Origin of the sequence: Limosilactobacillus walteri (genome assembly GCF_014830205.1) — a bacterium.
Classification (GTDB): domain Bacteria; phylum Bacillota; class Bacilli; order Lactobacillales; family Lactobacillaceae; genus Limosilactobacillus; species Limosilactobacillus walteri.
The window spans coordinates 23,544-48,254 of sequence record NZ_QORN01000005.1; the positions used below are offsets into that span (position 1 = coordinate 23,544).

Annotated in this window: 25 protein-coding genes and 1 riboswitch; of the genes, 16 read left to right on the top strand and 9 right to left on the bottom strand. The window is 39.2% G+C overall.

The annotated features are described in order from the left end of the window. Positions 1-108 precede the first annotated feature (108 nt). A complete protein-coding gene (locus tag DTK66_RS01325) occupies positions 109-756 on the top strand; it encodes an HAD family hydrolase (protein ID WP_153929708.1) in 648 nt (215 codons plus the stop codon). Positions 757-920: 164 nt separating this feature from the next. On the opposite strand, the gene DTK66_RS01330 is transcribed toward DTK66_RS01325, so the two are convergent. Beyond that, positions 921-1,919 (bottom strand): NAD(P)/FAD-dependent oxidoreductase, encoded by a 999-nt coding sequence (locus DTK66_RS01330; RefSeq protein WP_191667524.1) that lies wholly within the window; start codon positions 1,917-1,919, stop codon positions 921-923. A 171-nt stretch (positions 1,920-2,090) separates the two neighbouring features. Between DTK66_RS01330 and DTK66_RS01335 the strand changes: the two genes are divergently transcribed. The 3 genes from DTK66_RS01335 (at position 2,091) to DTK66_RS01345 (ending at position 5,023) form a co-directional block, all read left to right on the top strand. Further along, positions 2,091-3,053, top strand: coding sequence for a nucleoside hydrolase (locus DTK66_RS01335; protein WP_191667525.1), 963 nt, complete (start codon positions 2,091-2,093; stop codon positions 3,051-3,053). Positions 3,054-3,288: 235 nt separating this feature from the next. Beyond that, on the top strand, positions 3,289-4,044 hold the full coding sequence (locus DTK66_RS01340) for a glucose 1-dehydrogenase (protein WP_191667526.1): 756 nt from the start codon (positions 3,289-3,291) through the stop codon (positions 4,042-4,044). Between the two features lie 136 nt (positions 4,045-4,180). Continuing rightward, positions 4,181-5,023: an Rpn family recombination-promoting nuclease/putative transposase gene (locus DTK66_RS01345; protein ID WP_191667527.1), complete on the top strand. Its 843-nt coding sequence runs from the start codon at positions 4,181-4,183 to the stop codon at positions 5,021-5,023. 60 nt (positions 5,024-5,083) lie between these two features. Here the strand turns inward: DTK66_RS01345 and DTK66_RS01350 are convergent, their stop codons facing one another. Next, positions 5,084-5,869, bottom strand: coding sequence for a sulfite exporter TauE/SafE family protein (locus tag DTK66_RS01350; protein WP_191667528.1), 786 nt, complete (start codon positions 5,867-5,869; stop codon positions 5,084-5,086). Positions 5,870-6,045: 176 nt separating this feature from the next. Next, a riboswitch (TPP riboswitch) is annotated at positions 6,046-6,135 on the top strand. Between the two features lie 74 nt (positions 6,136-6,209). On the opposite strand from DTK66_RS01350, the gene DTK66_RS01355 reads away from it, so the two are divergent. The 5 genes from DTK66_RS01355 (at position 6,210) to DTK66_RS01375 (ending at position 11,374) form a co-directional block, all read left to right on the top strand. Then, positions 6,210-6,770, top strand: coding sequence for an ECF transporter S component (locus DTK66_RS01355; RefSeq protein WP_153929713.1), 561 nt, complete (start codon positions 6,210-6,212; stop codon positions 6,768-6,770). A 4-nt stretch (positions 6,771-6,774) separates the two neighbouring features. Then, positions 6,775-8,148, top strand: a complete 1,374-nt coding sequence (locus DTK66_RS01360; protein ID WP_191667529.1) for an ATP-binding cassette domain-containing protein — start codon at positions 6,775-6,777, stop codon at positions 8,146-8,148. Beyond that, positions 8,145-8,798: an energy-coupling factor transporter transmembrane component T family protein gene (locus DTK66_RS01365; protein ID WP_153929715.1), complete on the top strand. Its 654-nt coding sequence runs from the start codon at positions 8,145-8,147 to the stop codon at positions 8,796-8,798. Before DTK66_RS01360 ends, DTK66_RS01365 begins: the two co-directional genes overlap by 4 nt. A gap of 40 nt (positions 8,799-8,838) precedes the next feature. Further along, entirely contained in the window at positions 8,839-9,180 is a 342-nt protein-coding gene (locus tag DTK66_RS01370) for a magnetosome magnetite crystal formation protein family (RefSeq protein ID WP_153929716.1), read from the top strand. Between the two features lie 226 nt (positions 9,181-9,406). Beyond that, a complete protein-coding gene (locus tag DTK66_RS01375; RefSeq protein ID WP_191667530.1) occupies positions 9,407-11,374 on the top strand; it encodes a cation:proton antiporter in 1,968 nt (655 codons plus the stop codon). Positions 11,375-11,431: 57 nt separating this feature from the next. On the opposite strand, the gene DTK66_RS01380 is transcribed toward DTK66_RS01375, so the two are convergent. Together DTK66_RS01380 and DTK66_RS01385 are read right to left on the bottom strand one after the other, a co-directional pair. After that, positions 11,432-11,788, bottom strand: a complete 357-nt coding sequence (locus DTK66_RS01380; protein WP_191667600.1) for a DUF1304 domain-containing protein — start codon at positions 11,786-11,788, stop codon at positions 11,432-11,434. 14 nt (positions 11,789-11,802) lie between these two features. Further along, positions 11,803-12,783, bottom strand: coding sequence for an alpha/beta hydrolase (locus DTK66_RS01385; protein WP_191667531.1), 981 nt, complete (start codon positions 12,781-12,783; stop codon positions 11,803-11,805). A 124-nt stretch (positions 12,784-12,907) separates the two neighbouring features. Here DTK66_RS01385 and DTK66_RS01390 point away from each other — a divergent pair, with 124 nt between their 5' ends. Both DTK66_RS01390 and DTK66_RS01395 read left to right on the top strand, forming a co-directional pair. Beyond that, entirely contained in the window at positions 12,908-13,321 is a 414-nt protein-coding gene (locus DTK66_RS01390; protein WP_153929718.1) for a helix-turn-helix domain-containing protein, read from the top strand. A 10-nt stretch (positions 13,322-13,331) separates the two neighbouring features. Beyond that, positions 13,332-14,189: an SAM-dependent methyltransferase gene (locus tag DTK66_RS01395; RefSeq protein WP_153929719.1), complete on the top strand. Its 858-nt coding sequence runs from the start codon at positions 13,332-13,334 to the stop codon at positions 14,187-14,189. A gap of 36 nt (positions 14,190-14,225) precedes the next feature. On the opposite strand, the gene DTK66_RS01400 is transcribed toward DTK66_RS01395, so the two are convergent. Further along, positions 14,226-15,212, bottom strand: a complete 987-nt coding sequence (locus tag DTK66_RS01400; RefSeq protein WP_191667532.1) for a zinc-binding dehydrogenase — start codon at positions 15,210-15,212, stop codon at positions 14,226-14,228. A gap of 48 nt (positions 15,213-15,260) precedes the next feature. After that, positions 15,261-16,673: a PTS galactitol transporter subunit IIC gene (locus DTK66_RS01405; RefSeq protein ID WP_191667533.1), complete on the bottom strand. Its 1,413-nt coding sequence runs from the start codon at positions 16,671-16,673 to the stop codon at positions 15,261-15,263. A 168-nt stretch (positions 16,674-16,841) separates the two neighbouring features. Between DTK66_RS01405 and DTK66_RS01410 the strand changes: the two genes are divergently transcribed. The 3 genes from DTK66_RS01410 (at position 16,842) to DTK66_RS01420 (ending at position 19,881) form a co-directional block, all read left to right on the top strand. Next, a complete protein-coding gene (locus DTK66_RS01410) occupies positions 16,842-18,011 on the top strand; it encodes an MFS transporter (protein WP_191667534.1) in 1,170 nt (389 codons plus the stop codon). A 266-nt stretch (positions 18,012-18,277) separates the two neighbouring features. Continuing rightward, entirely contained in the window at positions 18,278-19,156 is an 879-nt protein-coding gene (locus DTK66_RS01415; RefSeq protein ID WP_191667535.1) for an XRE family transcriptional regulator, read from the top strand. Positions 19,157-19,170: 14 nt separating this feature from the next. Beyond that, the gene (locus DTK66_RS01420; protein WP_191667536.1) at positions 19,171-19,881 is read left to right on the top strand and encodes a lantibiotic ABC transporter permease; all 711 of its coding nucleotides are present in this window, start codon (positions 19,171-19,173) and stop codon (positions 19,879-19,881) included. A 225-nt stretch (positions 19,882-20,106) separates the two neighbouring features. Here DTK66_RS01420 and DTK66_RS01425 read toward each other — a convergent pair whose 3' ends face one another. The 3 genes from DTK66_RS01425 to lplA all read right to left on the bottom strand — a co-directional run bounded on the left by DTK66_RS01425 (position 20,107) and on the right by lplA (position 22,102). Further along, a complete protein-coding gene (locus tag DTK66_RS01425; protein ID WP_153929728.1) occupies positions 20,107-20,565 on the bottom strand; it encodes a hypothetical protein in 459 nt (152 codons plus the stop codon). Continuing rightward, on the bottom strand, positions 20,562-20,969 hold the full coding sequence (locus DTK66_RS01430; protein ID WP_153929729.1) for a hypothetical protein: 408 nt from the start codon (positions 20,967-20,969) through the stop codon (positions 20,562-20,564). Before DTK66_RS01430 ends, DTK66_RS01425 begins: the two co-directional genes overlap by 4 nt. Positions 20,970-21,088: 119 nt before the next feature. Then, a complete protein-coding gene (gene lplA, locus DTK66_RS01435; RefSeq protein WP_191667537.1) occupies positions 21,089-22,102 on the bottom strand; it encodes a lipoate--protein ligase in 1,014 nt (337 codons plus the stop codon). 203 nt (positions 22,103-22,305) lie between these two features. Between lplA and DTK66_RS01440 the strand changes: the two genes are divergently transcribed. Both DTK66_RS01440 and DTK66_RS01445 read left to right on the top strand, forming a co-directional pair. Then, positions 22,306-22,773: a universal stress protein gene (locus tag DTK66_RS01440; RefSeq protein ID WP_191667538.1), complete on the top strand. Its 468-nt coding sequence runs from the start codon at positions 22,306-22,308 to the stop codon at positions 22,771-22,773. A 9-nt stretch (positions 22,774-22,782) separates the two neighbouring features. Further along, positions 22,783-24,711: a GTP-binding protein gene (locus tag DTK66_RS01445; RefSeq protein ID WP_191667539.1), complete on the top strand. Its 1,929-nt coding sequence runs from the start codon at positions 22,783-22,785 to the stop codon at positions 24,709-24,711.

Genomic DNA, 24,711 nt, shown 5'->3' on the forward strand with positions numbered 1-24,711 from the left:
AATTATCAGCTACCAATCTCTAAAATAATTTATTTTTATAATGTTGTACTGATAAGTAGTGTTATACAATGTGTTTGTACTTATTTTTAATAAAAGGATTGGATAGAAATGCCACAAAAAATTACTAACTTTATTTTCGATATCGACGGAACCTTGATTGATACGTTAGACATGTATATGCCAGCGATGATTGATACGTTAGCCAAACACGGGCATCCGGTGGCTCCCGATAAGATAGAACAAACAAAACACGACTTATTTGGTATTACTGGACAAGATGCTCTTCGTCTTGCTGGAATTAGCGAGGATGAGATTCCGGCTGTTCAAAAAGACTGGTTTGAACTCTCCTACAAACGACTTGACCAAGTTAAAGTTATCGATGGAATCCCAGAAATGCTCAACTCACTTGCTAAACGCAATGACACTCAACTTGCAATCGCTACTTCAAAATTAGCAGATGAATATCAAAAATATTTTGTCGAGAAGTATGACTTTGCAAAATTATTTAAGGTTGCTATCACATCTGCGGATACTAAAAAGCATAAGCCCAGTCCTGACCCCATCTTAGCAGCAATGAAACGCATGAATGCTATTCCCGAAAAAACAGTATACGTTGGCGATACAATTAACGATTTAAAAGCCGCCCATGCTGCGGGAATAAAATTTGCTGGGGCACTATATTCCTCAGCCAATCCAGATAATATCAAAAATGCTGATTTCCCATTGAATAAGCCCAGTGACCTCTTAGAAATCTAAAATTGGGGGGAGGAGCATAAAAAGAGCGCTAATATTCGGACTGTCCGAACACTAGCGCTCGCTTTTTTATCTCTGTTACACTTGTAAAAATAAAGGGTCGAGAAAAAATTTCGCTTTATTAATGTCAAAAGCATTAAAGACTTTTCATTTTAGGAGTTTTTTCTTTACTTACTAATCCCCATTGAAGAACTATGCATTGCCATCCGCTTATCTGGGTATAACTTCTTGGCTAAGGCTGTAACAGCAGTTGGTGCCTCACCAAAACCGGCAGCAATTAATGCTACTTTACCTGGATAAGTTACGCCATCCCCAATGGCATATACCCCCGTGACACTGGTTTCCATCATTGAATCAACCTTGATTAGGTTTCGTTCAGCCGCAAGATCCAGTGACCATTGATTCAGAGCAGCATTATTCGAAGTAAAGCCATAGTTTACAACAAGTTTGTCAACATTTAACCGTGCCTCATCATCACTTCTCATCTTCTTAAGGTTCAACGTTACTGTTTGATCATCCTCTACTTTTAATGCACGTGGTAAAAACGGAGTATCTAACTGAACGCTTGAATTTTTGAGCTGAGTTACTGTGTGTTCAAGGCCGCGGAATTGGTCACGACGATGGACAAGGTGAACCTCCTTTGCTACCGGTTCGAGCATAAGGGCAATATCAATTGCTGAATCACCGCCGCCAAGGACTGCAACCCGCTTATCTGTATAGTCAGCCTTACGATTAACAAAGTAAGATAGCTGTTGCCCCTCAAGTGCATCTGCTCCATCTAAAGCAAGTTTACGTGGGGTAAAAGCCCCATTACCAAGCGCGATTATAACTGCTTGAGAGTGAGATATTCGCTTAGCAGATTTAATTGTAAATGTACCATTATCTTCTTTGATTACATCTTCAACTGTCTCACCAAGATACTGGTCAATCGGCGCTATTGCCATCTGTTCTGTAAGTTTAGCAATAAGTTTCCGACCAGTAACTCCCGGCATTCCAGCGATATCCCAAATTTGTTTTTCTGGATAAAGCGCGCCAACCTGGCCCCCTAATTGCGGTAAACTTTCAATTAATTGAGCATTTAATTCGTGAAGTCCACAATAAAATGAAGCAAACATTCCTGCCGGTCCCCCACCAATAATTGTCACATCATAAATTTGATCTGCCATTTTTCTTTTATTCCTTTCACTTTTATCTGTGAAACTATTATAGCATTTTCAAAATTGCAAAGTTTTTCCAAAAATTCGTAAGCGGTACCAAATTTTATTTGTAATTAGTCGCAAATTAAATTAACATATTAAGTAAAGGTAGTAAATTTTACTTAAATTGGAGGAACTACAATGGCAAAACGTAAAATGATTCTTGACTTAGATACTGGTGTTGACGACGCTTTAGCAATTGCTTACGCGCTCGCTGATCCCGAAGTTGATCTAATCGGAATTGTTAGCTCATATGGTAACAACTTACTAGATGTTTGTGCGGAAAACAGCCTTAAGTTATTGGAATTATTAGGGCACACTGATATCCCCGTATTCAAAGGCCTCCCACATTCATGTACAAGTGACCATTTCGATGTAATGCAGGTATCAAAGGACATTCACGGAGATAACGGTATTGGTGACGTTGATCTTCCTGCACCAAGTCGTTCAATTGAAGAACAATCTGGTGTAGACTTTTATATTGAAGCTGCCCACAAGTACGGTAAGGACTTAATTATTATCCCTACTGGTCCAATGACAAACCTTGCGGCTGCTCTTAAGAAGGATCCAGAAATTGCTGATCTTATTGGTAACGTAACCTTTATGGGCGGAGCTTTAACTGTTGAAGGTAATGTTACTCCTGTAGCAGAAGCTAACATTAACCAAGACCCTAAGGCTGCTGACGAAGTAATGAAGTCTAACTTACCACTTACTATGGTTGGCCTCGATGTTACTTTACGAACATTACTTACTAAGGACGATACTAAGCAATGGCGTGAATTAGGAACCAAAGCAGGTAAGGCTTACGCTGATATTACTGACTTCTACATTGACGCTTACTATAACTTAGACATTGATAAGCGTGGTTGTGCTCTGCATGATCCATTAGCCGTTGGTGTTGGTATCGATCCATCATTTGTTACAACAATCAGCCTGTTCATGAAAGTTGTTTACGAAGAAGGACCTTACTATGGTCGAACAATTGGTGATAACGCTAAGTTAAACGACGATAACCCTAATGTTAAGGTTGCTGTTAATGTTGACAAAGAACGTTATCTCAAGGTCTTCATGGATCATTTGACTAACCTTTTCAAAGAAAATTAATAAAGTAAGAAGAGGCTGGGAGAAACAAGTTTTTCTCCTAGCTTTTTCTATTTTAACGAACCATCACAAGATAACACGGCCAATAACCACAGGGCGATTGGCGAGAAGGTTATTTCCCGCTCCCTTTCTTTTTATTTGCTTTAAGAAAGTCGTTATTCTCACGTTTTTTATTGGGAGTTGTTATAATTAAATTTGTAAATGGTTACTTTGATTTTTCTAAGGAAGTGTCTAATCAATGGGTCGTTTAGATAATAAAGTTGCAATTGTTACTGGTGGTTCAAAAGGTATTGGGGCTGCCGTTGCTAAAAAATTTGTCGAAGAAGGCGCCAAAGTTGTTTTAACTGCCCGCAAAATGGATGAAGGTCAGAAAGTTGCTGATCAATTAGGTGACAATGCCATTTTTATCCAGCAAGATGTTGCTCGCAAGGGTGATTGGGACCGTGTTATCCGTCAAACCGTTCAAGTTTTTGGCAAGCTTAATATCGTCGTAAACAATGCCGGAATTGCAGAATACGCTGATATTGAAAAGACTGACGCCGAAATCTGGGATAAAACAATCGACGTTAACCTTACAGGAACAATGTGGGGGACTAAACTGGGAATTGAAGCTATGAAGAATAATGGTGAGAAAAACTCCATTATCAACATGTCATCAATTGAAGGTTTAATTGGTGATCCTGACCTCTTCGCTTATAACGCGTCTAAGGGTGGTGTTCGACTTTTAACTAAATCAGCTGCCCTTGACTGTGCTCGTAAGGGATATGATATCCGCGTTAACACAATTCACCCTGGGTATGTTTCAACACCATTAGTTGATAATCTCATCAAGGATGATCCAAAAGCAAATGACCACCTAGTTAGTCTACACCCAATGGGCCGGCTTGGTCAGCCAGAAGAAATTGCTAACCTCGCCTTATACTTAGCTTCCGATGAATCTAGTTTTAGCACCGGATCTGAATTTGTTGCTGACGGTGGTTATACTGCTCAATAATCGGATTTAAATTATCTCCAGAGTTCATAATGAAGAATTCTGGGGATTTTTATTTTAAAAAGTGCAAAGGGTAATTTTTTACGTATATATATTTTAGAGGGTCTTCCTCAAGAATAAAGTACGGGAGAAATTACTTATGTGTACAAATTTAGCAAAGAATATCGCAACGGCATTAGCAAAATGGGAAACGATGACGATTACCAGCGACCCACTATTTGGGATGGTGATGGAAAATAAGGAAATCTGTTTGGAACTGATCAATCGGGCATTGCCGCACTTAAAGGCCAAGAAGATTATCCAGCTGGTGACACAAAAGGACATTAATGTAGTTGCTGCCCGTCGCGTTCGATATGATGTTTATGTCCGTGATGAACACGGCAATATTATTGTCATTGAAATGCAGGTAGCAGATAAACAGAACCTGCCTTATCGTTTACGGTATTATCAAGAACAGATCGATCATGGCGTATTATTACCCGGGAAAAATTACCAAGACCTAAGTGATCACCCAACCTATGTCATTATGTTTTGTGATTTCGACTACTACGGCCGGGGCTGGGCACGGTACACCTTTGAAAATACTTGCCTCCGTGATTCAACCTTAAAGCTCGGTGATCAACGCACGGTGGTAGTCTTTAACGCCCTCGCAAAAGAATTTGCGCAAGACGAAGAACCGATAAAAACCTTTCTTGCTTTAATGCGCAATCAAGTAGACAATAGAAGTAAATTCATTACTAAGATTCAGAACGAGATTGTCAGAGTAAAGCAAGATCCAGAGAGGAGACGGGGCTTTATGAAGTTTGAACTGGAACTGATGGATGCGCGCCGAGAAGGAATAGAAAAAGGTGAGACTAAAGGAATTTATGCTCTTATCCATACCCTTCGTGACCTTGGCATTGATGAAGCCGTTATTAAGCAAAAAGTGATGAGCAATTTCAATCTTTCCGATGCCGATGCAACTAAATATTTACAGAATTAAACAATTTAAAATGAGTCATTAACATTCAAACTCATCGAATGCTAATGACTCATTTATTTTCTACATCAAATTTCTTATTACAAGTGATCCAGCTAAGATTAGCGCCCCAATTCCTACTATTACCTGCATTAAGCGACCAGGTAAATGGCGGACAATAATAGGTCCCACATAGCCGCCAACTACATTCCCAATCATTAGCGGAATCACATAGTTCCAATAAATTGTCGTTTCAATAGCAAAAACAATCCAGGAAGTCGTATTCGTAACTGTCATTGCAACATTTTTTAAAGCATTATTAACGGCAAAACTCTTTTGACTATTTATTACTGTGAGCAAAGTCAGCATTAAGACTCCTGCTCCGGCATTAAAAAAGCCTGAGTAAATTCCAACAATAAAAATTCCAATAATTGAGAAAAATTGGCTAATCCGTGACTTACCAAAAAGTTTACTATTAGCCCCCATTGTTGGGGCCGCTTTTTTAGGATGATGGGGAAAAAGTAAAATAATTCCCGCTAAGGCAATACATAGCGGCACTAACTCAGCAAACAATTTACCGGGAACTGCAAAGAGCAAAAAAGCACCGATAATCGAGCCGGCAAAAACCAATGGTAATATTAGCCATAATTGGCGGCGATTATTTTTCAACTCTTTAAATGATGCAAAAACGGAACTGTAATTCCCCGTAACTGTAGAGAAAGCACTTGTAACGTTGGCCATTACTGGAGGCAATCCTAGTGCCAAGAGCGAGGGGTAAGATACTAACGAAGCTAATCCGGCAGCAGCACTAACAATTCCCGAAAGGATTCCAATCCCAAATAATAATAAAATAAAAGTTATTCCACCCATTTATCTATAACCATCCCTTTAATTAATAACTTTTATTTTAAACCACTTTTGAAATCGAGTGTAAAAATTTTACTAGATTTTTTGTAAAATAATAAATGAGCATGGACTATTTCGTCCTTTCACTATTTCTTTTCATGTTTGCATTTTTAAATAATATTCGCTATCATAATGATGAAAATAACTATCTGGGGTGCCTTTCGGCTGAGATAATACCCATTGAACCTGCTCTGGTTAATACCAGCGAAGGGAGATTCAGTGATATTAACTTAATTAAACTTTTGACTCCATGATGTTTTTGTCATGGAGTTTTTTACCCTTATAGTAATTAAGGAGTTTTATTATGGCTAAACATCAACTACACTTACGCGACATTATTCTACTTGCGCTAATTGGAATTATCTTTGGCGTTATTTATTTTGCGGCTGGATTCATTTATAATGGTCTGACAATTTTATTAACCCCGATTGGCTACGGTCCGATGGCTAATGACCTTACCATGGGAATCTGGTGTATGGCAGGACCGCTTGCCGGATTTCTCATTCGCATACCAGGGGCCGCTTTCCTTGGTGAATTTTTTGGTGCAGTCGTTGAAATGCTGCTAGGTGATCAATGGGGAGCCGTCAATCTTATTTCTGGAACTGTTCAAGGCCTCGGGGCAGAACTTGGTTTTACCTTTACGTTTTACAGGACTTATAACTGGCTGACCCTTCTAATTTCATCGCTTACGTTAACCCTTGTTACTTTTGGCTGGGATTGGTTTAGAAATGGCTATAGTCACTTTAGTGGTCAAATGCTTATAACCATGTTAATCGCTAGATTCATTTCAGTGTTTGTCTTTTCTGGTATTATCGTTAAATTAATTGCCAATATGTTACAACGCGCCCACTTAATCAAGCAATAAACCTATGGAAAAAATACTATTTAACAACCTCTCATTTGCATTTGATAAACAGCCCATTTTAGAAAATATCAATGCAGAATTTAAGTCAGGAAAAATTCACCTTTTAACAGGTATTTCTGGAAGCGGCAAGTCAACCCTTCTGAAATTGATTGCTGGACTATTGCCAAAACATGGGGGCAAAATAACTACAGGAACAGTTTCGATATCTACCAACGGCCGCATAGGCATGCTGTTTCAAGATCCACTAATGCAGTTCGCCCTTGATACGCCCCGTCATGAATTAGAATTTACCCTTGAAAATTGCCAAGTTCCCTCCGCTGAAATTGATTCACGAGTTAAGAATGCCCTACAATTCGGTAAAGTTGAGGCACTAGCTAACCAGCTAATCTCAACCCTGTCTGGCGGGCAGCAGCAACGAGTTGCTTTATCAGTTGTCATGGCCATGCAGCCATCTATTCTCTTGTTAGATGAACCATTTGCCAATGTCGATGAAGAAAACCGCCAATTGATCCTTGCACAGTTACTAAAGATTAATCAAGAAAACCATACAACCATCATTATTACTGATCACGATCTTCACGGTTACCAAAAGCTTAATCCGCTTGTCTGGCAGCTAAAGAATCGGCAAATTTCAACATTATCAGCCTCCCAAAGATGTAAGGTTTTACAAGATAATCGTTCTTCTATTAAGACATCGCTACCACCAGCAACATCATTATCAATTATTAATTTTACTAAGTTATCACTCAAACAAGGTGATAAGACTTTATTGACCCCCGCTTCGCTTGCCCTCTTAAAAAATAAAGCAACTCTTTTAACCGGGCCGAATGGAATTGGCAAGTCAACCCTCTTAAAGGCAATTGCCAAATTAGTTAAATATCAAGGAACCATAACATACAACAATCAAAATATTCAAAAAATATCACCCAGGAAATACTATCAGCAACTCGGCTTAATTTTTCAACATGCTAATGATCAATTTTTGAACGTTACCGTTGGCGAAGAATTAAACCTTAGCCGCAAAAATGGTCACAATCCATATTTTACTAGCCGCCAAATTCAACAAGCTTTAGCTGAGCTTGACTTAGCAGGACGAGAAGAGCAAGTAATCTATTCCCTTAGCGGAGGACAGAAAAAGAAACTACAGATATTGCTGATGCTGATGATGGGACAAGAGGTACTATTATTTGATGAACCATTTACTGGATTAGACCAAGACTCGCTTAAAACGGTTCTAAAACTCATCACCGCTAGTCGTAAAATATATCCGCAGACACTGCTGATTATAAGTCACCAGTTAAACGGTCTGGATGAGTTCATCGACTACCACTTAGAAATGAATCATCAGCAACTTAAGTATTGCGGAGGTAATTCATGAATCCTAGCTTAAAATTATTTCTTATTTTATTTCTCTCACTTGAATTAACCTTTACTAATAAATTATGGGTAAACATAATCGTAATCACCGTATGTCTGGTCCTGTTAATTCATTATCATTTCCGCTGGCAGCAATTTTGTTGGCTAATCTTTATTCCGCTTTTTCCAGCAATTGCCATTTTTACCACCATCGTACTCTTTAGTCCCGGTCATAGTTTATTTTATGGTTTGGTTTTATTTAGTCGGTTATATATGTATGTCAGTTTGGGAACAATTTTCACATTTACTACTAATCCGCTAGCCCTAGCCCGGTCATTAGAACAAAATTGTCATTTACCTAGTAAATATGCCTATGGGGTCTTAGCAGCTCTTAATTTAATTCCGAAAATGAAACAAGCAGTTACAACAATCTATATAGCTGGCCAAATGCGCGGAGTGACCCTGCATTGGTGGTCGCCAACTTTATACTTCAAGGCAATTTTAGTCGCGCTTCAATGGTCAGATCAACTAGCACAGGCAATGGAGTCTCACGGTTTTGTTGAAGGACAGGCACGAACTAGGACCATTAATATTCCGATTACTGCTCGTGACTGGGTAATCACAAGCACTTTAATTATCCTCATTCAAATAATTGTAATTGCACTCCCCTAATAGAGCATGCGATAATAGAAGAAAAGAAAGGACTGATACATTGAACGATTATAATTTAACTGACCGTATCGTTAATGCTTTATCATACCTAAGCATCATTTTCTTGCCAGTTATTTTTCCGTTAATTGTTTGGATTATTGCTAAGAGTAGTAATCGGCCAAATATTGTTAAGAATGCGCGTTACGCTTTTTGGAGTCAAATTTTTCCTCTCCTGTACGTGATTGCTGCAATCTTAGTCTTTAGCGTATTTTCGTTTAATCCCGCTAATTTTCATGGTGGTGCATTATTCGGTATCCTATTAACATTTGCTCTTTTATTAGCCCTTTTACTGTTCATTTACAATATCGCGATGGCTGTTAAAATGCTCATTGGACGAGAATAAATTTAACAGTAACAATTTTAAGAGGCCGAGAATAACATACTCAGCCTCTTTCTCATATCAATATGACACAGTGCAGCCTGACTGTTAAGCGCTGATATTAGAATTTCAATCTAGCTATCCTTCCAAATAGGCTAGCTACACGTCGACGGGAATGGGAAAGCTAACTAGCAAGCTAGCTCTGTCCCACTCCCGTTTTGTGTAAAATTTTAAGCGAGGTGATTATCTAATGGGGATGATTTTAGGTATTATCCTACTCCTAACCGCAGTGGTTACAGCTAACGTTGTCCACTTGGTGTACCCTAAAATTCCACTATCAATCTATCAAATTATTGCAGGGATCCTTTTAGCATCTCTACCAACGGAAGCGACAAACTTTACAATGCATCCTGAATTATTTATGATGGTCGTTATTGCACCACTAATGTTTAACGATGGACAAAATCAATCTTTCCGTTACTTATCCAGCAATTATAAAGCCATCTTATCCATGACGGTGGCACTTGCTTTGGTAACAGTCCTAATTACAGGTGGTTTTCTTCACGCAACGCTCCCAGAAACTTTCCCCCTTGCCCTAGCATTTATGCTAGCCGCAATTGTGACACCGACAGATGCAGTTGCCGTTAAATCGATTACTACCAACATGAAGGTTCCAGAAAACGTTAATGGGGCACTAGAGTATGAATCGCTTTTTAATGATGCATCAGGAATCGTCCTTTTAGACTTGGCACTTGAAACATATAAATCCGGACAATTTTCAATTGGTCATGGAATTTGGATTTTTGTCTATGTCTTTTTTGGTGGCATTATCTTTGGTGCGATTTTAGGAAGTCTTTTAATTAGTTTAAGAATTAGCTTAATGCGTAAACACGTTGATATTGGCTCAATCGTTATCCCAATCAATGTTATGACGCCGATCGTTATCTACTGGCTTGCCGAAGAATTTCATTTTTCAGGAATCCTTGCTGTTGTAGCAGCCGGAGTTATTCATAGTATTCTTTATGATCGGATGCGCCTTACCTCAACAAAGGTTCAAATGGCTACAACGACTATTTGGAATATCATCAGCGACGCGTTAAACGGATTAGTCTTTGTCCTATTAGGAGTAATGCTCCCACAGGTACTAGGACGGACCTCGTGGAAAAATCTCGGCGCAATTGTTGCTCTTGCCTTAACTATTTACCTGATAACAACCGCGTTACGCTTTTTATGGGTGCGCTTCAAATTAGTAAATATCCATTCATCTAACCTCAATCGTGATAGTTTGCTAATGGCGCTCGGGGGGATCCATGGAACGATTACCCTTGCCTTGGCATTTTCCTTACCCGTACTAATTAATAACCAACAATTTGCTTTTCGTAATTCTATGATTTTAATCGCTGCAGTTGTTATTCTTATTAGTATCGCAGTCGGAGCGGTTGGCTATCCGATCTTGTTGCCGCCAAAGTCAAAAAGTTATTCTAAGGCCGAATTCCAAAAAGAATTGGTTAAGACCGTCCAGTATGCAATTAACGAGTTACGTTCATCTGAAAAATACTCGCCAGAAAAAGCTATTGTTATTGACCAGTTAAGCAGTCAAATGACTCAATACCATGAATTTAATCGTGATGTCTATACCCAATTGATGGGAAAGGCACACCAAGTCGAACTAGCAACGCTTGATCGCCTTAACGAAGAAGGCAAAATTTCAGATCGTGAAACAAAAATTTTAGTTGGTTTCGTTACACGGTCAGCTTTCCTTGTTAATAAGCATAGTTTTCTTGAATTTTGGGTAATTCTTTGGCATCGAATTAAATGGCGGTTCATGCGCCAACGCCTCCTAAAGAAAAAAGGGCGTAATCACGAAGATCATCCAGTACACTTCCAGCTAACCGATGAGCAACGTGCTCATACCGCTGACATTCTTACAATTATCAATCGCGATATTGATAAATTTTTGCATTCGGTTGAAACACCACAAAATGCTAATGAAGTTGCAATGGTGATGCGAACCTACTTCCAACGCAAGCGTATCTTTTCTCACGAAACCTCAATGGATACCGATTTAGTTACATCATTACTCATTGAAGCCTTTCAATTAGAACACAGCTATGTTCAAATGAGACTAGCAGATGATCAATTTTCACAAGAGTTAGCCAATGCCCTAAACGAGCAAATATCAACCGATGAGTTAGTTTACACTCAATCATTAGACTAAAAAGGACACCTCAATCTTGGGTACTACGATGGTTCCCAATTGAGATGTCCTTTCTTATTAGAAAATTGTTAATAGAAAAGCAATTAGTGCTGGTAAAAACTGAATAAAAATAATCTTTTTTGTTGCAGTCAAGGCGCCAAACAGTGCAACCACCATAATAAAAACTAACAGCATTTGCCATACCAAGATTAACGTTGCGCCACTAAACAGGATCCATCCTGCAATTAGCGACACTCCTAAGGCACCGTTATAAATTCCTTGATTAGCAAAGGAAACACGGGCTTCATGTTGTTTAGTAAATGAAAGCGGCAAGTCAAATGCCTTTGCCTGTTGTTCCGGTGTACCAAAAATCTCAAGCACCATTATTCCAATATGTTCGATTGCGACAAACATTGTAACAATAATTGCAAGCATCATTTCTCCTCCAACTATTTAATATACTGGTTTAAAAATTCGGCCAAATGTCGCTGATATTGAACCGGGTGAGTAGCATAAGACTTTGCATGCCCCGCTCCGGGAACTACCCATAATTCTTTCTTTCCTTTAGTTGCCTGGTAATTACGGTAAACCATCTTTGTCGGTACAAAATTATCATTTGCCCCATGAATAAACAGTGTTGGTCGATGGTTATGATGCAGCATATCGATTGAACTAGCATCCCGGATGAAAAAGCCATTCTGGGTGCGATTAATTAAACTCATTGTACTAATTAATGGTACCCGTAAAAATTTAGGAATGCCGTATAAGTTACCAGCCTCGTAGTTCAACTCATCATTAAGGCTAGTATACCCGCAGTCTTCAACTAATGCTTTCACCTGGGAAGGAAGCTTAATTCCACTAGTCATCATTGTCGTAGCCCCACCCATGCTTACTCCAAAAATGACAATTTGACTGTTATTACCATTGTGACGGATTAGTTTATTAGTCCATTTTCGAATATCATAACGTTCAGGCCAGCCATAGCCGATATACTTCCCTTGACTTTGACCGTGTGCCCGCGCATCTGGCATTAAAACATTATACCCCATTTGATGGAAAAGGGCGGCATATTCACCCATTTTTTCCTTATTACCCATAAAGCCGTGAGCAATAACCACGTTTTTAGTTGTTGGTTTAGCTGCTGGAATATAATCAGCCACTAACCGGTAATTATCGGTTGCTGATTCCATTGTCCATTGCTGTTTTTTTACATGTTTAAACCACATTTTTTGATTGTAGAGCGGGTCGCTCTTTGCAATTTTAGTTGAATTATTAATGAAGTCCTTATGTCCCGGTACCATCGCGACAGAAAAAAAGTAACAACTCGCTGCAAAGATTGCAATGATTAATACTACGACAATACCAGTTAGCCACCGCCAGGGATGCCAACTTCTCTTTTTACTTTTAGTTTTCAAATTAATTAACCCCATGTCATATTTTAGTCAATGCGGATAGTGTAGCACACTTTCTGTTACTTTGCATATTCTTTTTACTCAAAAACCACATGCTAATGTTAAAATAGAAAGTGATACGATTTAAGGAGGAAGTGAGCTAATGTTTCCAGAACGTCTGCGAGCTCTTCGAAAGGGACAAAAAATCACCCTCAAAGAGTTAGCAACACACCTCAATGAAAATCTCGGCCCAAATGAAAAACCAAATACTGCTTCACAAATCGGAAACTGGGAACGCGGCATTCGAACCCCATCATACGTTGAAGCACGGAAACTAGCAGAATTCTTTGATGTTAGTCTCGATTACTTGACGGGAAAAACGGACCGCGATGATTTTGACCTTGCAAAATTATTCTTCTCGAGTAAAAATCTATCGTTTAATCAAACCGTCCTTTCTAGCGATGACCGCTACGAAATTTTTCAATTAATTGATGGCTACCTAAAAGGACGTCATAACCGTCGTGATACTGATACTTTCTATGGGAAGCAAGAACAATTAAATTTAAAATTGAAATAAGGAGTTCAGAATGAATCCGAAAAAGTTAAAACAACTCAAAAAAAGGGTTAAAAAGGCCCATCAAGCGGTAAATGAGCCCGCCTACATTCAAGAATTAAACCAATATCGAGAACTCTTCGATAGTTTTCCCCCAATAAAATATCTGATTAATAATGTACTGGAAAGTGATCGTTTATTAAAAAACAGTCTTTTGCCGCAACCTCTTCCTCACTTATTGCTACCAGATAACATCCAAGATACTATTTTTAAACAAGTTAATGCCGAATTCCCACCAGGCGATCCGCGCGGGGATAAATTATGGAATAAATATAATGACGCATTACCTAAGCTCGATCAGTCATTACGCAATTTCCGTGATTATCTCGAAGACACGTACGGAATGTGGTCATACGTTAATGCTCCTTTTGCCAAAGCGTTATCTGACTATCTTGCTAGCGCACCAATTCTTGAAATTATGGCTGGTAATGGTTACATTTCAAAGGGGCTCCGTAATAATAACGCCTCTCAAGAAATTTATACCACTGATAGTCAAGAATGGGTTAACGAAAACGAAACTGGCAAACATCCTGTTACTACGATTGAAAAATTAGATGCCTTAACCGCCATCAAAAAATACGGCAATAAGGTGAAGTACGTAATTATGTCATGGGCTCCTGATAAAGGAAATACAGATTGGGAAGTACTTCAATTATTGCGTGAAAATTACCCTAATGTGCAATTATTAGTAATTGGCGAAAAAGATGGCGCCACTAATTCAAAGAAGTTTTGGCAAGAAGCACATCTTAGTCAAGATGATGCCCTAAAAAAGGTTAATGCCAATCTACATTCATTTGATTTGATTGATGAACAAATTTATTTAGCGAAATAAAACGAGGTCGGATTAGTTCTCCAACCTCGTTTTATTTCAATCCATTTTTACGACAACTTTACCAATAACTTGATGATTCTTTACCATCTTTAACCCTTCAATAATTTGCTCAAATGGCAACACATCAATCCCTAAAGCCTTGACTTCACCATTAGCAACAAGCTGAAGCATTTCCGCATTCATCCGTCCTAAGTCCATTTGTTGATATTGGTTGCCGCTTAGGTGCGCGCCACCAAGATTGACTACATCCATTCCTAATCCTTGAGCAAACATCGGCATGTCAGTAATTGATGGCACATCTACAATTGTCACTAAACGGCCATTATAAGCCAAGCGTTGCAAATCTTTTTCCGCCTCACGTTTACCAACTGTATCAATAATTAAGTCAACACCTAAGCCATTGGTTAATTCCTTCAATCGTTGAGTAACATTTTCTGTTTGATAATCAATAATCACATCAGGCGCTAATTGTTCAACATATTTCCTTTTACTAGAGGAGACGGTCGTAAAAACCTTACAGCCATGTCTTTTAGCTAATTGAATTGCGATGCTTCCAACACCGCCAGCACCTGCATGAATAAGTACAGTTCGTACAGTAGCAAAATTAGCCTTGCGTTCAACCGCTTGGTATGCTGTCAATGCACCACAAAGAAAGCTGGCGGCCGTTGTGTATGTAACTGTTGCAGGAATTTCTGCAAGCTCATATGTTGGGACCGCAACATACTCAGCAAAACAGCCATTTTTTGTTAAATCACTATGTCCGGAGACCCGGTCTCCCACCTGCCACTTAGTTACATTCTTGCCAAGGCTAACAATTTCGCCAGCAACATCTAATCCTAAAGTATGAGGATAGGTCCACGCATCCACACCGCTTTCAACGATCTTATAATCTACCGGATTAAGTCCTGCCGCATGAACCTTAACTAGCACTTCATCATCGTTTGGCTGCGGAACTGGAACATCACTGATTTTTAACTGCTCAATTGAACTATCTGTCGGTGTATCTACAACTAATGCTTTCATAACATCGCGCCTTCCTTATTTTTTATAAGTTATATTATAGCACTTCTCCTACGCATTCTTCGCCGCCATCTTATTGAGGTACTGCCAAATTTGTGGACGATACTTGCGTAACCCAAATAATAGCACGAGATAAATAATAATCGCTAATGTAATCCACAGCGGATTTTCGGAAATGAAAGCAGCAAATACGAGGGCATTTAGCGGCCGGGCAACTAAGTTAAAACTAGTCACCATTACGACCCCTGTTGGAATAGCAACACCATAATGAGCCACTGCTCCAGTATAAATTGGCCCTAGCCAACTAGCAGCATATAATCCGAGACTAAACCACACGACACCTGTAGCAACAACCTTAAGAATATTTCCACGGGTAATCGCAACGATTGATTCAACCATATACGGGATTGCAATCAAATCAACAACCGGTAATGTTTTATTTCCTGGCAAAATAAATGCCATTAAAACCATAATCGGAATAAGAATAATCCCCGAAATCAACGTTGCAGATTCCCCATAACCAACACCATCATCGACTGCTAAGAACCACCGTTTTTTATCATAACGATTATCTTGTTTAGCATGCGTCTTTTTCTTTTGCTGCTCATCAATTGCTGCGGATAACGGCGTAAATGCCTGTGCAAAGACCTTGGTAATCAACGGGAAAATCGCCATAACGGCTGCTAATTGCACCGCTACTTTTGTAATCTGGCCCCAAGCACGCATTGTCCCTAATGACGATAAATTACCGAGAATTCCCAAAATCAGCCCTAAGAGCATCCCCATTGTAATCGGTTCGCCAAAAACACCGAGTTTCTTCTTAAAATCTTTCGGCGTCATTTTAACCTTATTAAATCCGAGTAAGTTCCAGAGCGGATCAAGTAAGATAGCAGGCACAACTTGCTCAATATTATGAAGAGCATCAACAGTTGTATTCTCAATTCCGTAGTAGTTAGACCAACGATCAGCCTGAATTTCAGCTAATATCAAGGAATAAAGCAACATAAAAAATTCAAGGCCTAATGATAACCAATAATTATGAGTAGCATAAAATGCTAATGTTCCCCAAATCATATAGCCAAAATTATTCCAAATGTTAGAAGGGAGAAAGATTTTAGTTATCCCCAAAATAAAAAGCACCAGCTCAACTAACAAACCAAAAACAAAAAAGGTTAACCCCACCGTCGAGCCAAAAGCGGCCAATGAGCCCGCTTCCCACCCAATATCAACAACTGGTAATTTGATTCCAGTATTATTGACCATTTGACGGACAACTTTAGTAATAACTGGCGTAAACTCAGAGATAATCCACGTAAATCCGGTAAGACCAACTCCAGCATAAAATGCGCTCATCATTGCTGTTCGCGGTTTTACCCGCAGTAATAGAGCAATCACAAAAATAATTATTGGAACTACGACACTTGCCCCAAACGTATGAAAAATTTCATTAACACTATTAAGCATTCTCCTTGTCACCTCTCACTAAAAAGCATTATCATTTACATTCTCGTCAAAGTAAGCGTTTTAATCAAGTTAAATGTTCTGCTGTTTTGCTACTAGCAATCGAGAACCAAATTGATTACAATATGATGAGTTTGATTTTTTCACATAATTAAGGAGGTTTTGTCTTTTATGAAGTATCGTTTGCAGGCAATTCTTTTTGTATTTGTTGCCTTTATGCTCGGATGTAATGAATATATGATTGTCGGCGTTTTACCAGACGTTGCTCATGATTATCATGATTCATTAGGACGATTAGGACTGCTTGTCACTGTGTTCGCTTTAGTCTATGCAATTTTCACACCACTTATTACTTCCATGGCAAGTCGCTGGCGTCGTCATCATGTCTTATTAGTTCTTATGGTTATTTTCTTTATTGGCAACACTTGGACCGCCATGGCATCTAATTTTATTTCAATGCTATTATCACGAATTTTAACCGCTAGTGTTGCCGGAGCAATTATTTCAATGGTTTTAGTAATGGCCAGCTATGTTGCTCCACGCGAAAAACGAGCTAGTCTAGTTTCGTGGGTCTTTGCTGGTTTTAGTATTGCTTCGGTTATTGGAATTCCAATCGGCACCGTTATTAGTACCACTCTGTCTTGGCATGATAGTTTTTGGATGATTTCAGTTATTACGATTATCGTCTTTATTGCCTTGATTTGGCTAGTTCCCCGAGATACGCCACAATTCAAGAGCACCCTTAGTAAACAATTTGTCCTCTTTAAGGACTCGCGGATTATTCTTGGCGTCTGCTTTATTGTCGCCGTCTGTGCGGCTGATTATACGGTCTACACTTATATTCGTCCATTGATTACTAACGAGATGGGCTTTGATAATACTTGGTTGAACTGGCTCTTATTTGGAATGGGGATTTTCTTCATCATTGGTAATAAATTCGGTGGCTATCTTGCTGATCGCGGTGGCGTCCATCGGCTTAGCGGGATCTATGCAGCCATGACTGTTTTATTTCTTATCTTCGGCCCTGCCCTTCCATTCAAGTGGGGTGCAATTATCATTGTCGCCGTTCTTTGTGTGGCATTTTCTTGTTATGGTTCGTCTACCCAGTTAATGTTCCTTGACATTGCTGAAAAGCAGTATCCGCAATCACTTGATCTTGCTTCCTCATTAAATTCCATTTTTGCCAATATTGGTATTTCTTTAGGTTCATTCACTGCTTCGCAAGCTGTTACCTTTACGGCAATGAGTAATTTAGGATATGTTGGTGCTCTTTACGGACTTTTGGCCACCGTGCTTGTAATTATTCTCAGCCGCCGATATACCGGTATGCGCAACTATTAAAATATCAAGGAACTGTGATATGAGACCCCTATCCTATATAGTTGAATACTCTATAGCACAGTACATCAAGAGCTCTAGCGTTCGAAAAGGCCGGACACTTGAGCCCTTTTTGTTTGCTTTACAGGATATCACACCCTATTTCCCGGGAAATATCACCGCAACTAACAGTAGCAAGTTGAGCATCCACTATTTGCTAGGCATTCTATTGACCTTTTTAATATCAGCAATAAAATTCTAAATATAGATTTTTACAAAGGAGCCTTACGATGCAAGACACATTTCCCCAACAATTACTCAAACTACGTACTGAAAAACAATTATCGCAGACAGAGTTAGCTAGGCGACTTTATGTTTCCCGTCAAGCAGTTTCCAAATGGGAAAACGGTGATGCCGATCCTAGCATCGATAAACTTATTTTATTAGCACGGATTTTTAAAGTGTCTTTAGATTACCTAATTTTAGGAATTCCTAACCACAATAACCTTATTTTACAACTCAAACATGTCGCAATGAATTTTAATACTCCTGTCCTTAAAGACGTCAGCCTTAGTATCTTTAATAATGAACGAATTGCACTACTCGGTAGTAACGGTGCCGGTAAAACGACCTTAGTCAGGATTATCGAAAATGCTCTTACACCAACTAGCGGCACTATTGAGTGGCAAATCAATAAGAAGGATTTTCTTAATATTATGCCCCAAAATGACTTATTAATTCCTGCGCTAAAAGTCAAAGAGCAAGTTGCTTTGGCAACTCGAATCAATAAGGTTCATAATCCAGAAAGAATCAACCGCCTCCTTGAACGTTTTAACCTCAAAGCTCAGCAAAACACTTTGGTTGCAAAACTCTCCGGTGGACAAAAGCGACGTCTTTCCCTAATTATCAGTACCCTTCGCCAATCAAAACTGTTAATTTTAGACGAACCAACAGTCGGGATGGATCTAGAATCAATTGATTACTTTTGGCAATTCATTGACCAAGTCACAGGAAGCATCATGGTTATCACCCACGATTTTAATCAAATTGATAAGTTTTTCTCCCGCGTATTACTGCTTAAAGACGGCCAAATAAGTCATGATATATCTGTCAAAGAGATTCATCAGCATAATCAAACCATTGAACAATGGTATCGGCAAGTCAACTAATAGGAGTTTTTCATATGAGTATTACAACAATCCAACTAAAACAAGTTTTACGTAACAGTCGATTTATATTATTCACGATTTTATTACCGGGTATCTGGTATCTCTTTATGATTAAGGTTATTGCTCCAGTAGTTTCACATGATGAGAAATATCAAATTGGCTTATTATTACTTGCTCTTCTAATGGGTATCCTTGGCAATTCTATCGTTACTTTTAGCAAAAGAATTAGTAGCGGTAAACAATTCTACCTTCTACAAACTCATATCAGCCACTATTCAATTTGGCGCTATATGTTCACCCAGTTAATCACCCAACTAATTGTCAATTTTTTAATTACTGCAATTATTATCTTTCTTGCCGTAATTCTTCGCGCTATTACATTTACGGCAGTTAATTTGGTCAGTATCCTCCTTATTAATATTCTTGGTATTTATTTAAGCATCATCGGCTTTACCATTGGCATAATCTTTGACACGCCGACTGTTGATGCAGGGGGAACACCAATCATGTTTATCCTTATGCTTTTCATAATTCCTTGGAATTCTTTCTCTCTAACTAACGGCTTTACGAAATTATTTACCACCATTCAAAAATTCTTTCCTTGTTACTATATCTACGCAAATATAAATCACTTTAGCGACAATCATTTAATCATGTTCGGTGTAACCTTGATTATCACCATCTCTCCATTCCTCATTTTAATTTATTACAAATTAAAGAAGTAAAAAAAGAGCGCTACGACACACTAAATGTCATAACGCTCTTTTGGTGTATTGATACTATCTCAGGTTAGTTACGATGTCCACTTCGCAACTAACCGAGCACCTCACAATCCGGTGAGTTAATGTGCTCCACTGTCAAAATGTCAATGATAGCTCTTTGGGTCGCTACCAGACCTCTCGACTCATCGCAAATTATAATTTATCATACCAACCCATTTAATGCAAATATTATGCACGTGCTTCGACAATATCTGCAAGGTGTTCGGCCATCCATTCTTGGGCCTTAGTAACTAATTCAGTCACTTTACCACCCTGATCAGTTTCATTTGCCAATTCATCAATGCGTAGTCCAGACTTATTAATGTCCTCGCTCTCCATTACCAGATAGAGATTTACCGGGTATTCCAGTTCACTGTCTAGCAATTTACTATCAAGTCGCTCCGCTTCTGCCATTGGTACATTAATTAAGTTTGTTTCTAATTGAAAGTTAACCGGATCGCCTTTCTTCATTTTAATTGTCATCTTATATTGACCAAGGTGACCAGTATCCAACTGTTCAATCATAAATTTTATTGCAGTTGTTAAAACCGTTTTTTGTTGTGCTTGTGCAGCTGTTTTCTCGACTTCTTCCGTCACAACCTGATCGCTCGTCAATTGCGACAAATAATCGGCTACTGACATTTTCATTTTTTCAATTGCTCCTTCATTTTTTCAATTTTATCTTTAGTATAATCAGCTCGCTGCTTGGCCCCGTAATAAACACCGGCTGCTCCAACTAAAATCCCCACAATACTAAATGCTTGAATAAACAATCCGTAAGCACTCATCCGTGGACTAACCATTTGGAACGCGGCGAAACTAGCAATTGCATAGTATAAGTTTACTAAGACCGTAGCATAGCCACAAAACCGCATCTTTAAGAAAGCTAATCCGCTAACTGCTGCTGCTAAAATAATAAAGAACACTAACCGTGGCCAAACCATCGGTGAAGTTAAACTTTGTCCATGTTGAACGAACATAACCGCATCTAAAATTAATGCTATTACTGCTGCTACTGACGTTACAATAACAACTTTTTCCCTATTTTTCATTAAATGTGCCAACTTTCCTATTTATTCGCTCTAACAGCGCCTTATCACATTCATTAATTAAAAAGGAATGTGACATTAATCACACTCCTAATTCTACTAAATTCCGTTTAAAAGCTCAATTATGCTAATAAGTCAGCTATTTCTGCAGTCGGAATCCCGGTTATATATTGTTGTGTACCAACTTCTTTAAGGACCTCTTCAATAGCATCATGGTCATATTTTACACCTTGCAACTGCTGGGCTAATCCATTGATATCTTGCGGGCCGAAAAAGTCACCATAAAACTTTACATTCTTAATAATTCCATCTTTAACGTCAAACCGCGCATCGATTGTTCCCATCTCAAAGTGCTTACGACGCTTAATCGTAAACTCTGGGGACTTACCGTAAACCCAGTTCCAGTTGTTATAGTACTGTTCGTAGATTTTGTCGATTTCCTTTTGATCTTCTGGGGTGACGATATATTCCTTATCTTTAATTTTATCTAAATTATCAACATGAAAAAGACCTTTGATTAACTCATCACGGAAAGTTGGAACATCAATATCTTGATATTTTTCATCTAAATATGGACGAAGGTTAGTAACTCTTGAACGTACTGACTTAATTCCCTTAGAAGCGATCTTATCCTTAGCTACGTGAAGAGCATCTGCTACAACACTGAGATCGACATCAAGCATCAGAGTTCCATGGGAGAATGTCTTACCATTCCGCGAGTACATTGCATTCCCCGAGAATTTCTTTCCGTCTACTAAAATATCGTTCCGGCCACTAACTTCGGCAGTCGTGGCTCCCATTTGGTGTAAAACGTCCACGATTGGCTGGGTAAATGATTTGAAGTCGCCAAACTCTTCACTATCGCTCGGCACTACAAAACTAAAGCACAAGTTTCCCAAATCCTGATAAACAGCTCCGCCACCTGATAAACGACGGGTTACCCGAATATTATGTTCTTTAACGTAATCATGGTTGATTTCTTCGAGTGTATTTTGATTCCGTCCAACAATAATGCATGGTTCTTCATAATAGAATAGGACTAGCGGCTCATTGCCAAAATCTTTATTGTTCATCAAATATTGTTCGGTTGCTAAGTTCATCCCAATATTATGGGAAGTCATTGAAACAAAACGCATATTACAGCACCTCTCTTGTGAAAACATCAACAATAATAGACTAAAATTAATATTTTGTCATTTATTCATCCAAATGTAGTTTACGTCTTTTAGAAAGCGTTTGCAACATTTTATTGATAAAGTAGAAAATACTTTCTTTTTTACAGCTTTTTGCGATAAAAACATTTTATAATAAAGGTATAAACTTTCGGAGGTGTCGTATTATGACAGAAAAATACCAATACCAACATATTCTAGTTGCCGTTGACGGTTCAAAAGTTACAAGTAACGTTCTAGAGAGTGCAATTGATTCGGCATTACGCAATCATGCTAGTTTAGATATTCTACGGATTGTACAAGTCACCCAATTAACCGATGGCTATAGTAATGCAGCCTTAAGTAATGAGGAAACTTATAATATTGTTAAAACTACAAAAGAACGGTTAGACGATCTTAAGCAGCGTGCAGTTGATGCCGGGGTTAAAGATGTCAATGTTCACATTCGTTTCGGCAATCCCAAACGAGTAATTGCACACGAATTCCCATCTGACCATAATACCGACTTAATTGTACTTGGTGCGACCGGCGTTTCCGGCCTCGAACGATTTGTCCTTGGTTCTGTTACTCATTATGTCAGTCGGATGGCACATTGTGACGTACTTGTCGTTCGTAAAAATGACCATGTTAAATAGGTGACAGTGGTGAAACAAATCGTAACTGGAATTGTTGCCCACGTTGATGCTGGAAAGACAACCCTCACTGAAGCGCTAATGTATCAAACAGGGGCCATTCGTAAATTAGGCCGGGTTGATAATGGCGATGCTTTTCTTGACCCCAATGCCTTAGAGAAGCAACGCGGGATTACTATTTTTACTCATCAAGCAAAACTAGTTTATAACGATCTCACACTAACGCTTTTAGATACCCCGGGACACGTTGATTTTGCTAGTCAAACAGAGCAAGTCCTGCCAGTCCTTGATTATGCTATTTTAGTTGTTTCTGCAACTGATGGGATTCAGGGATATACACGAACACTATGGCGGCTGCTTAAACGATACGCTGTTCCGACCTTTATCTTCATTAATAAAAGTGATGTTGTCGGGGCTGATCCATCTGCGGTTATTAATCAACTACAAGCTGAGTTTTCGACTGGTTGCCTTGAATTCGCTGATCACTTATCTGCCGAAACGCTAGAAAATATTGCAATGCAAGACGACTCTGTCCTTGAGAATTACCTCAACACCGGTAAAGTTGATGAGCAAACGATTCAACTCCTGATTAAGCAACGAAAAGTGTTTCCCTGCTTTACAGGAGCAGCTCTTAAACTAAGCGGGATCAATAACTTGCTCACAGGTCTTGCAAAGTGGTGCACTGTTTCGCAATTCTCTTCTGAATTTGCCGCCCGTGTATTTAAGATTTCCCATGATGATAAAGGAAACCGGCTCAGTTGGATCCGGACAACGGGAGGTACGCTAGCAGCGAAAACCGTCTTGTTAAATGATGAAAAGGTAAACCAAATTCGTATATACAATGGAGCTAAATTCACAACCTGTCAAGCGCTCCCTGCCGGACAAGTAGGTGCTGTTACCGGCCTTACCACTACCTATCCAGGGCAAGGCCTAGGTTCATGCGCAGACCTGCCTGCCCCACTAATTAAACCGGTCTTAAATTATGCAGTTAAGGTTGCTGATGCTGATCTTCATGCTTGCCTTAAAGCCTTAAAAGAGCTCGAAGACGAAGATCCCCAGTTGCAAGTATCCTGGCATCCGCATATCAAGGAGATCCATGTTCAAATAATGGGAGAAGTTCAACTGCAAATTCTGCAGCAAATACTTAAAGAACACTATAATCTACAAGTTAGTTTTAATGAGGGTACCGTCTTATATCAAGAAACAATTACTGATTCAATTGAAGGAGTTGGTCACTTTGAACCCCTTCGTCATTATGCTGAAGCACATTTATTATTAGAGCCAGGCAAACGCGGAACAGGAATTACAGTCACTAGCGACTGTAGTCTTGATATTCTTGACCGTAATTGGCAGCACCAAATTTTAACAAGCCTCCAAGCCAAAGATCATCGCGGGGTCTTGATCGGAGCACCACTAACTGATATAGCGATTACTCTTATTGGCGGCCGCGGCCATATCAAACATACAGAAGGCGGTGACTTTCGCCAAGCTAGCTGGCGCGCTGTCCGTCAGGGGCTAATGGAGCTAAAGCAACGAGGCCGTTGTCAATTACTTGAGCCATGGTATTCATTCCGCGTTGCTATTCCAAACGAGCAAGTCGGCCGGGCAATCAATGATATTCAGCAGATGCATGGGACATTTAAGCTTAGTGAGCCTAACGGTAACCAAATGGCAGTGATTACTGGTAAGGCTCCTGTTGCTTCAATGAGAGACTATGCAGCAGAAGTACGAGCATATAGTCATGGTCAAGGCCAGCTCGACCTAGTTGTTGATGGTTACCAACCGTGTCACAATGCTGCGGAAATTATTACTAATGCTAACTACGACCCAGTAGCTGATTTAGATAATACGCCGGATTCAGTATTTTGTGCTCATGGAGCAGGCTTCCCCGTGCCATGGGATGAAGTTCCCTCAATGGCACATTTTCCGTATAGAAAATAA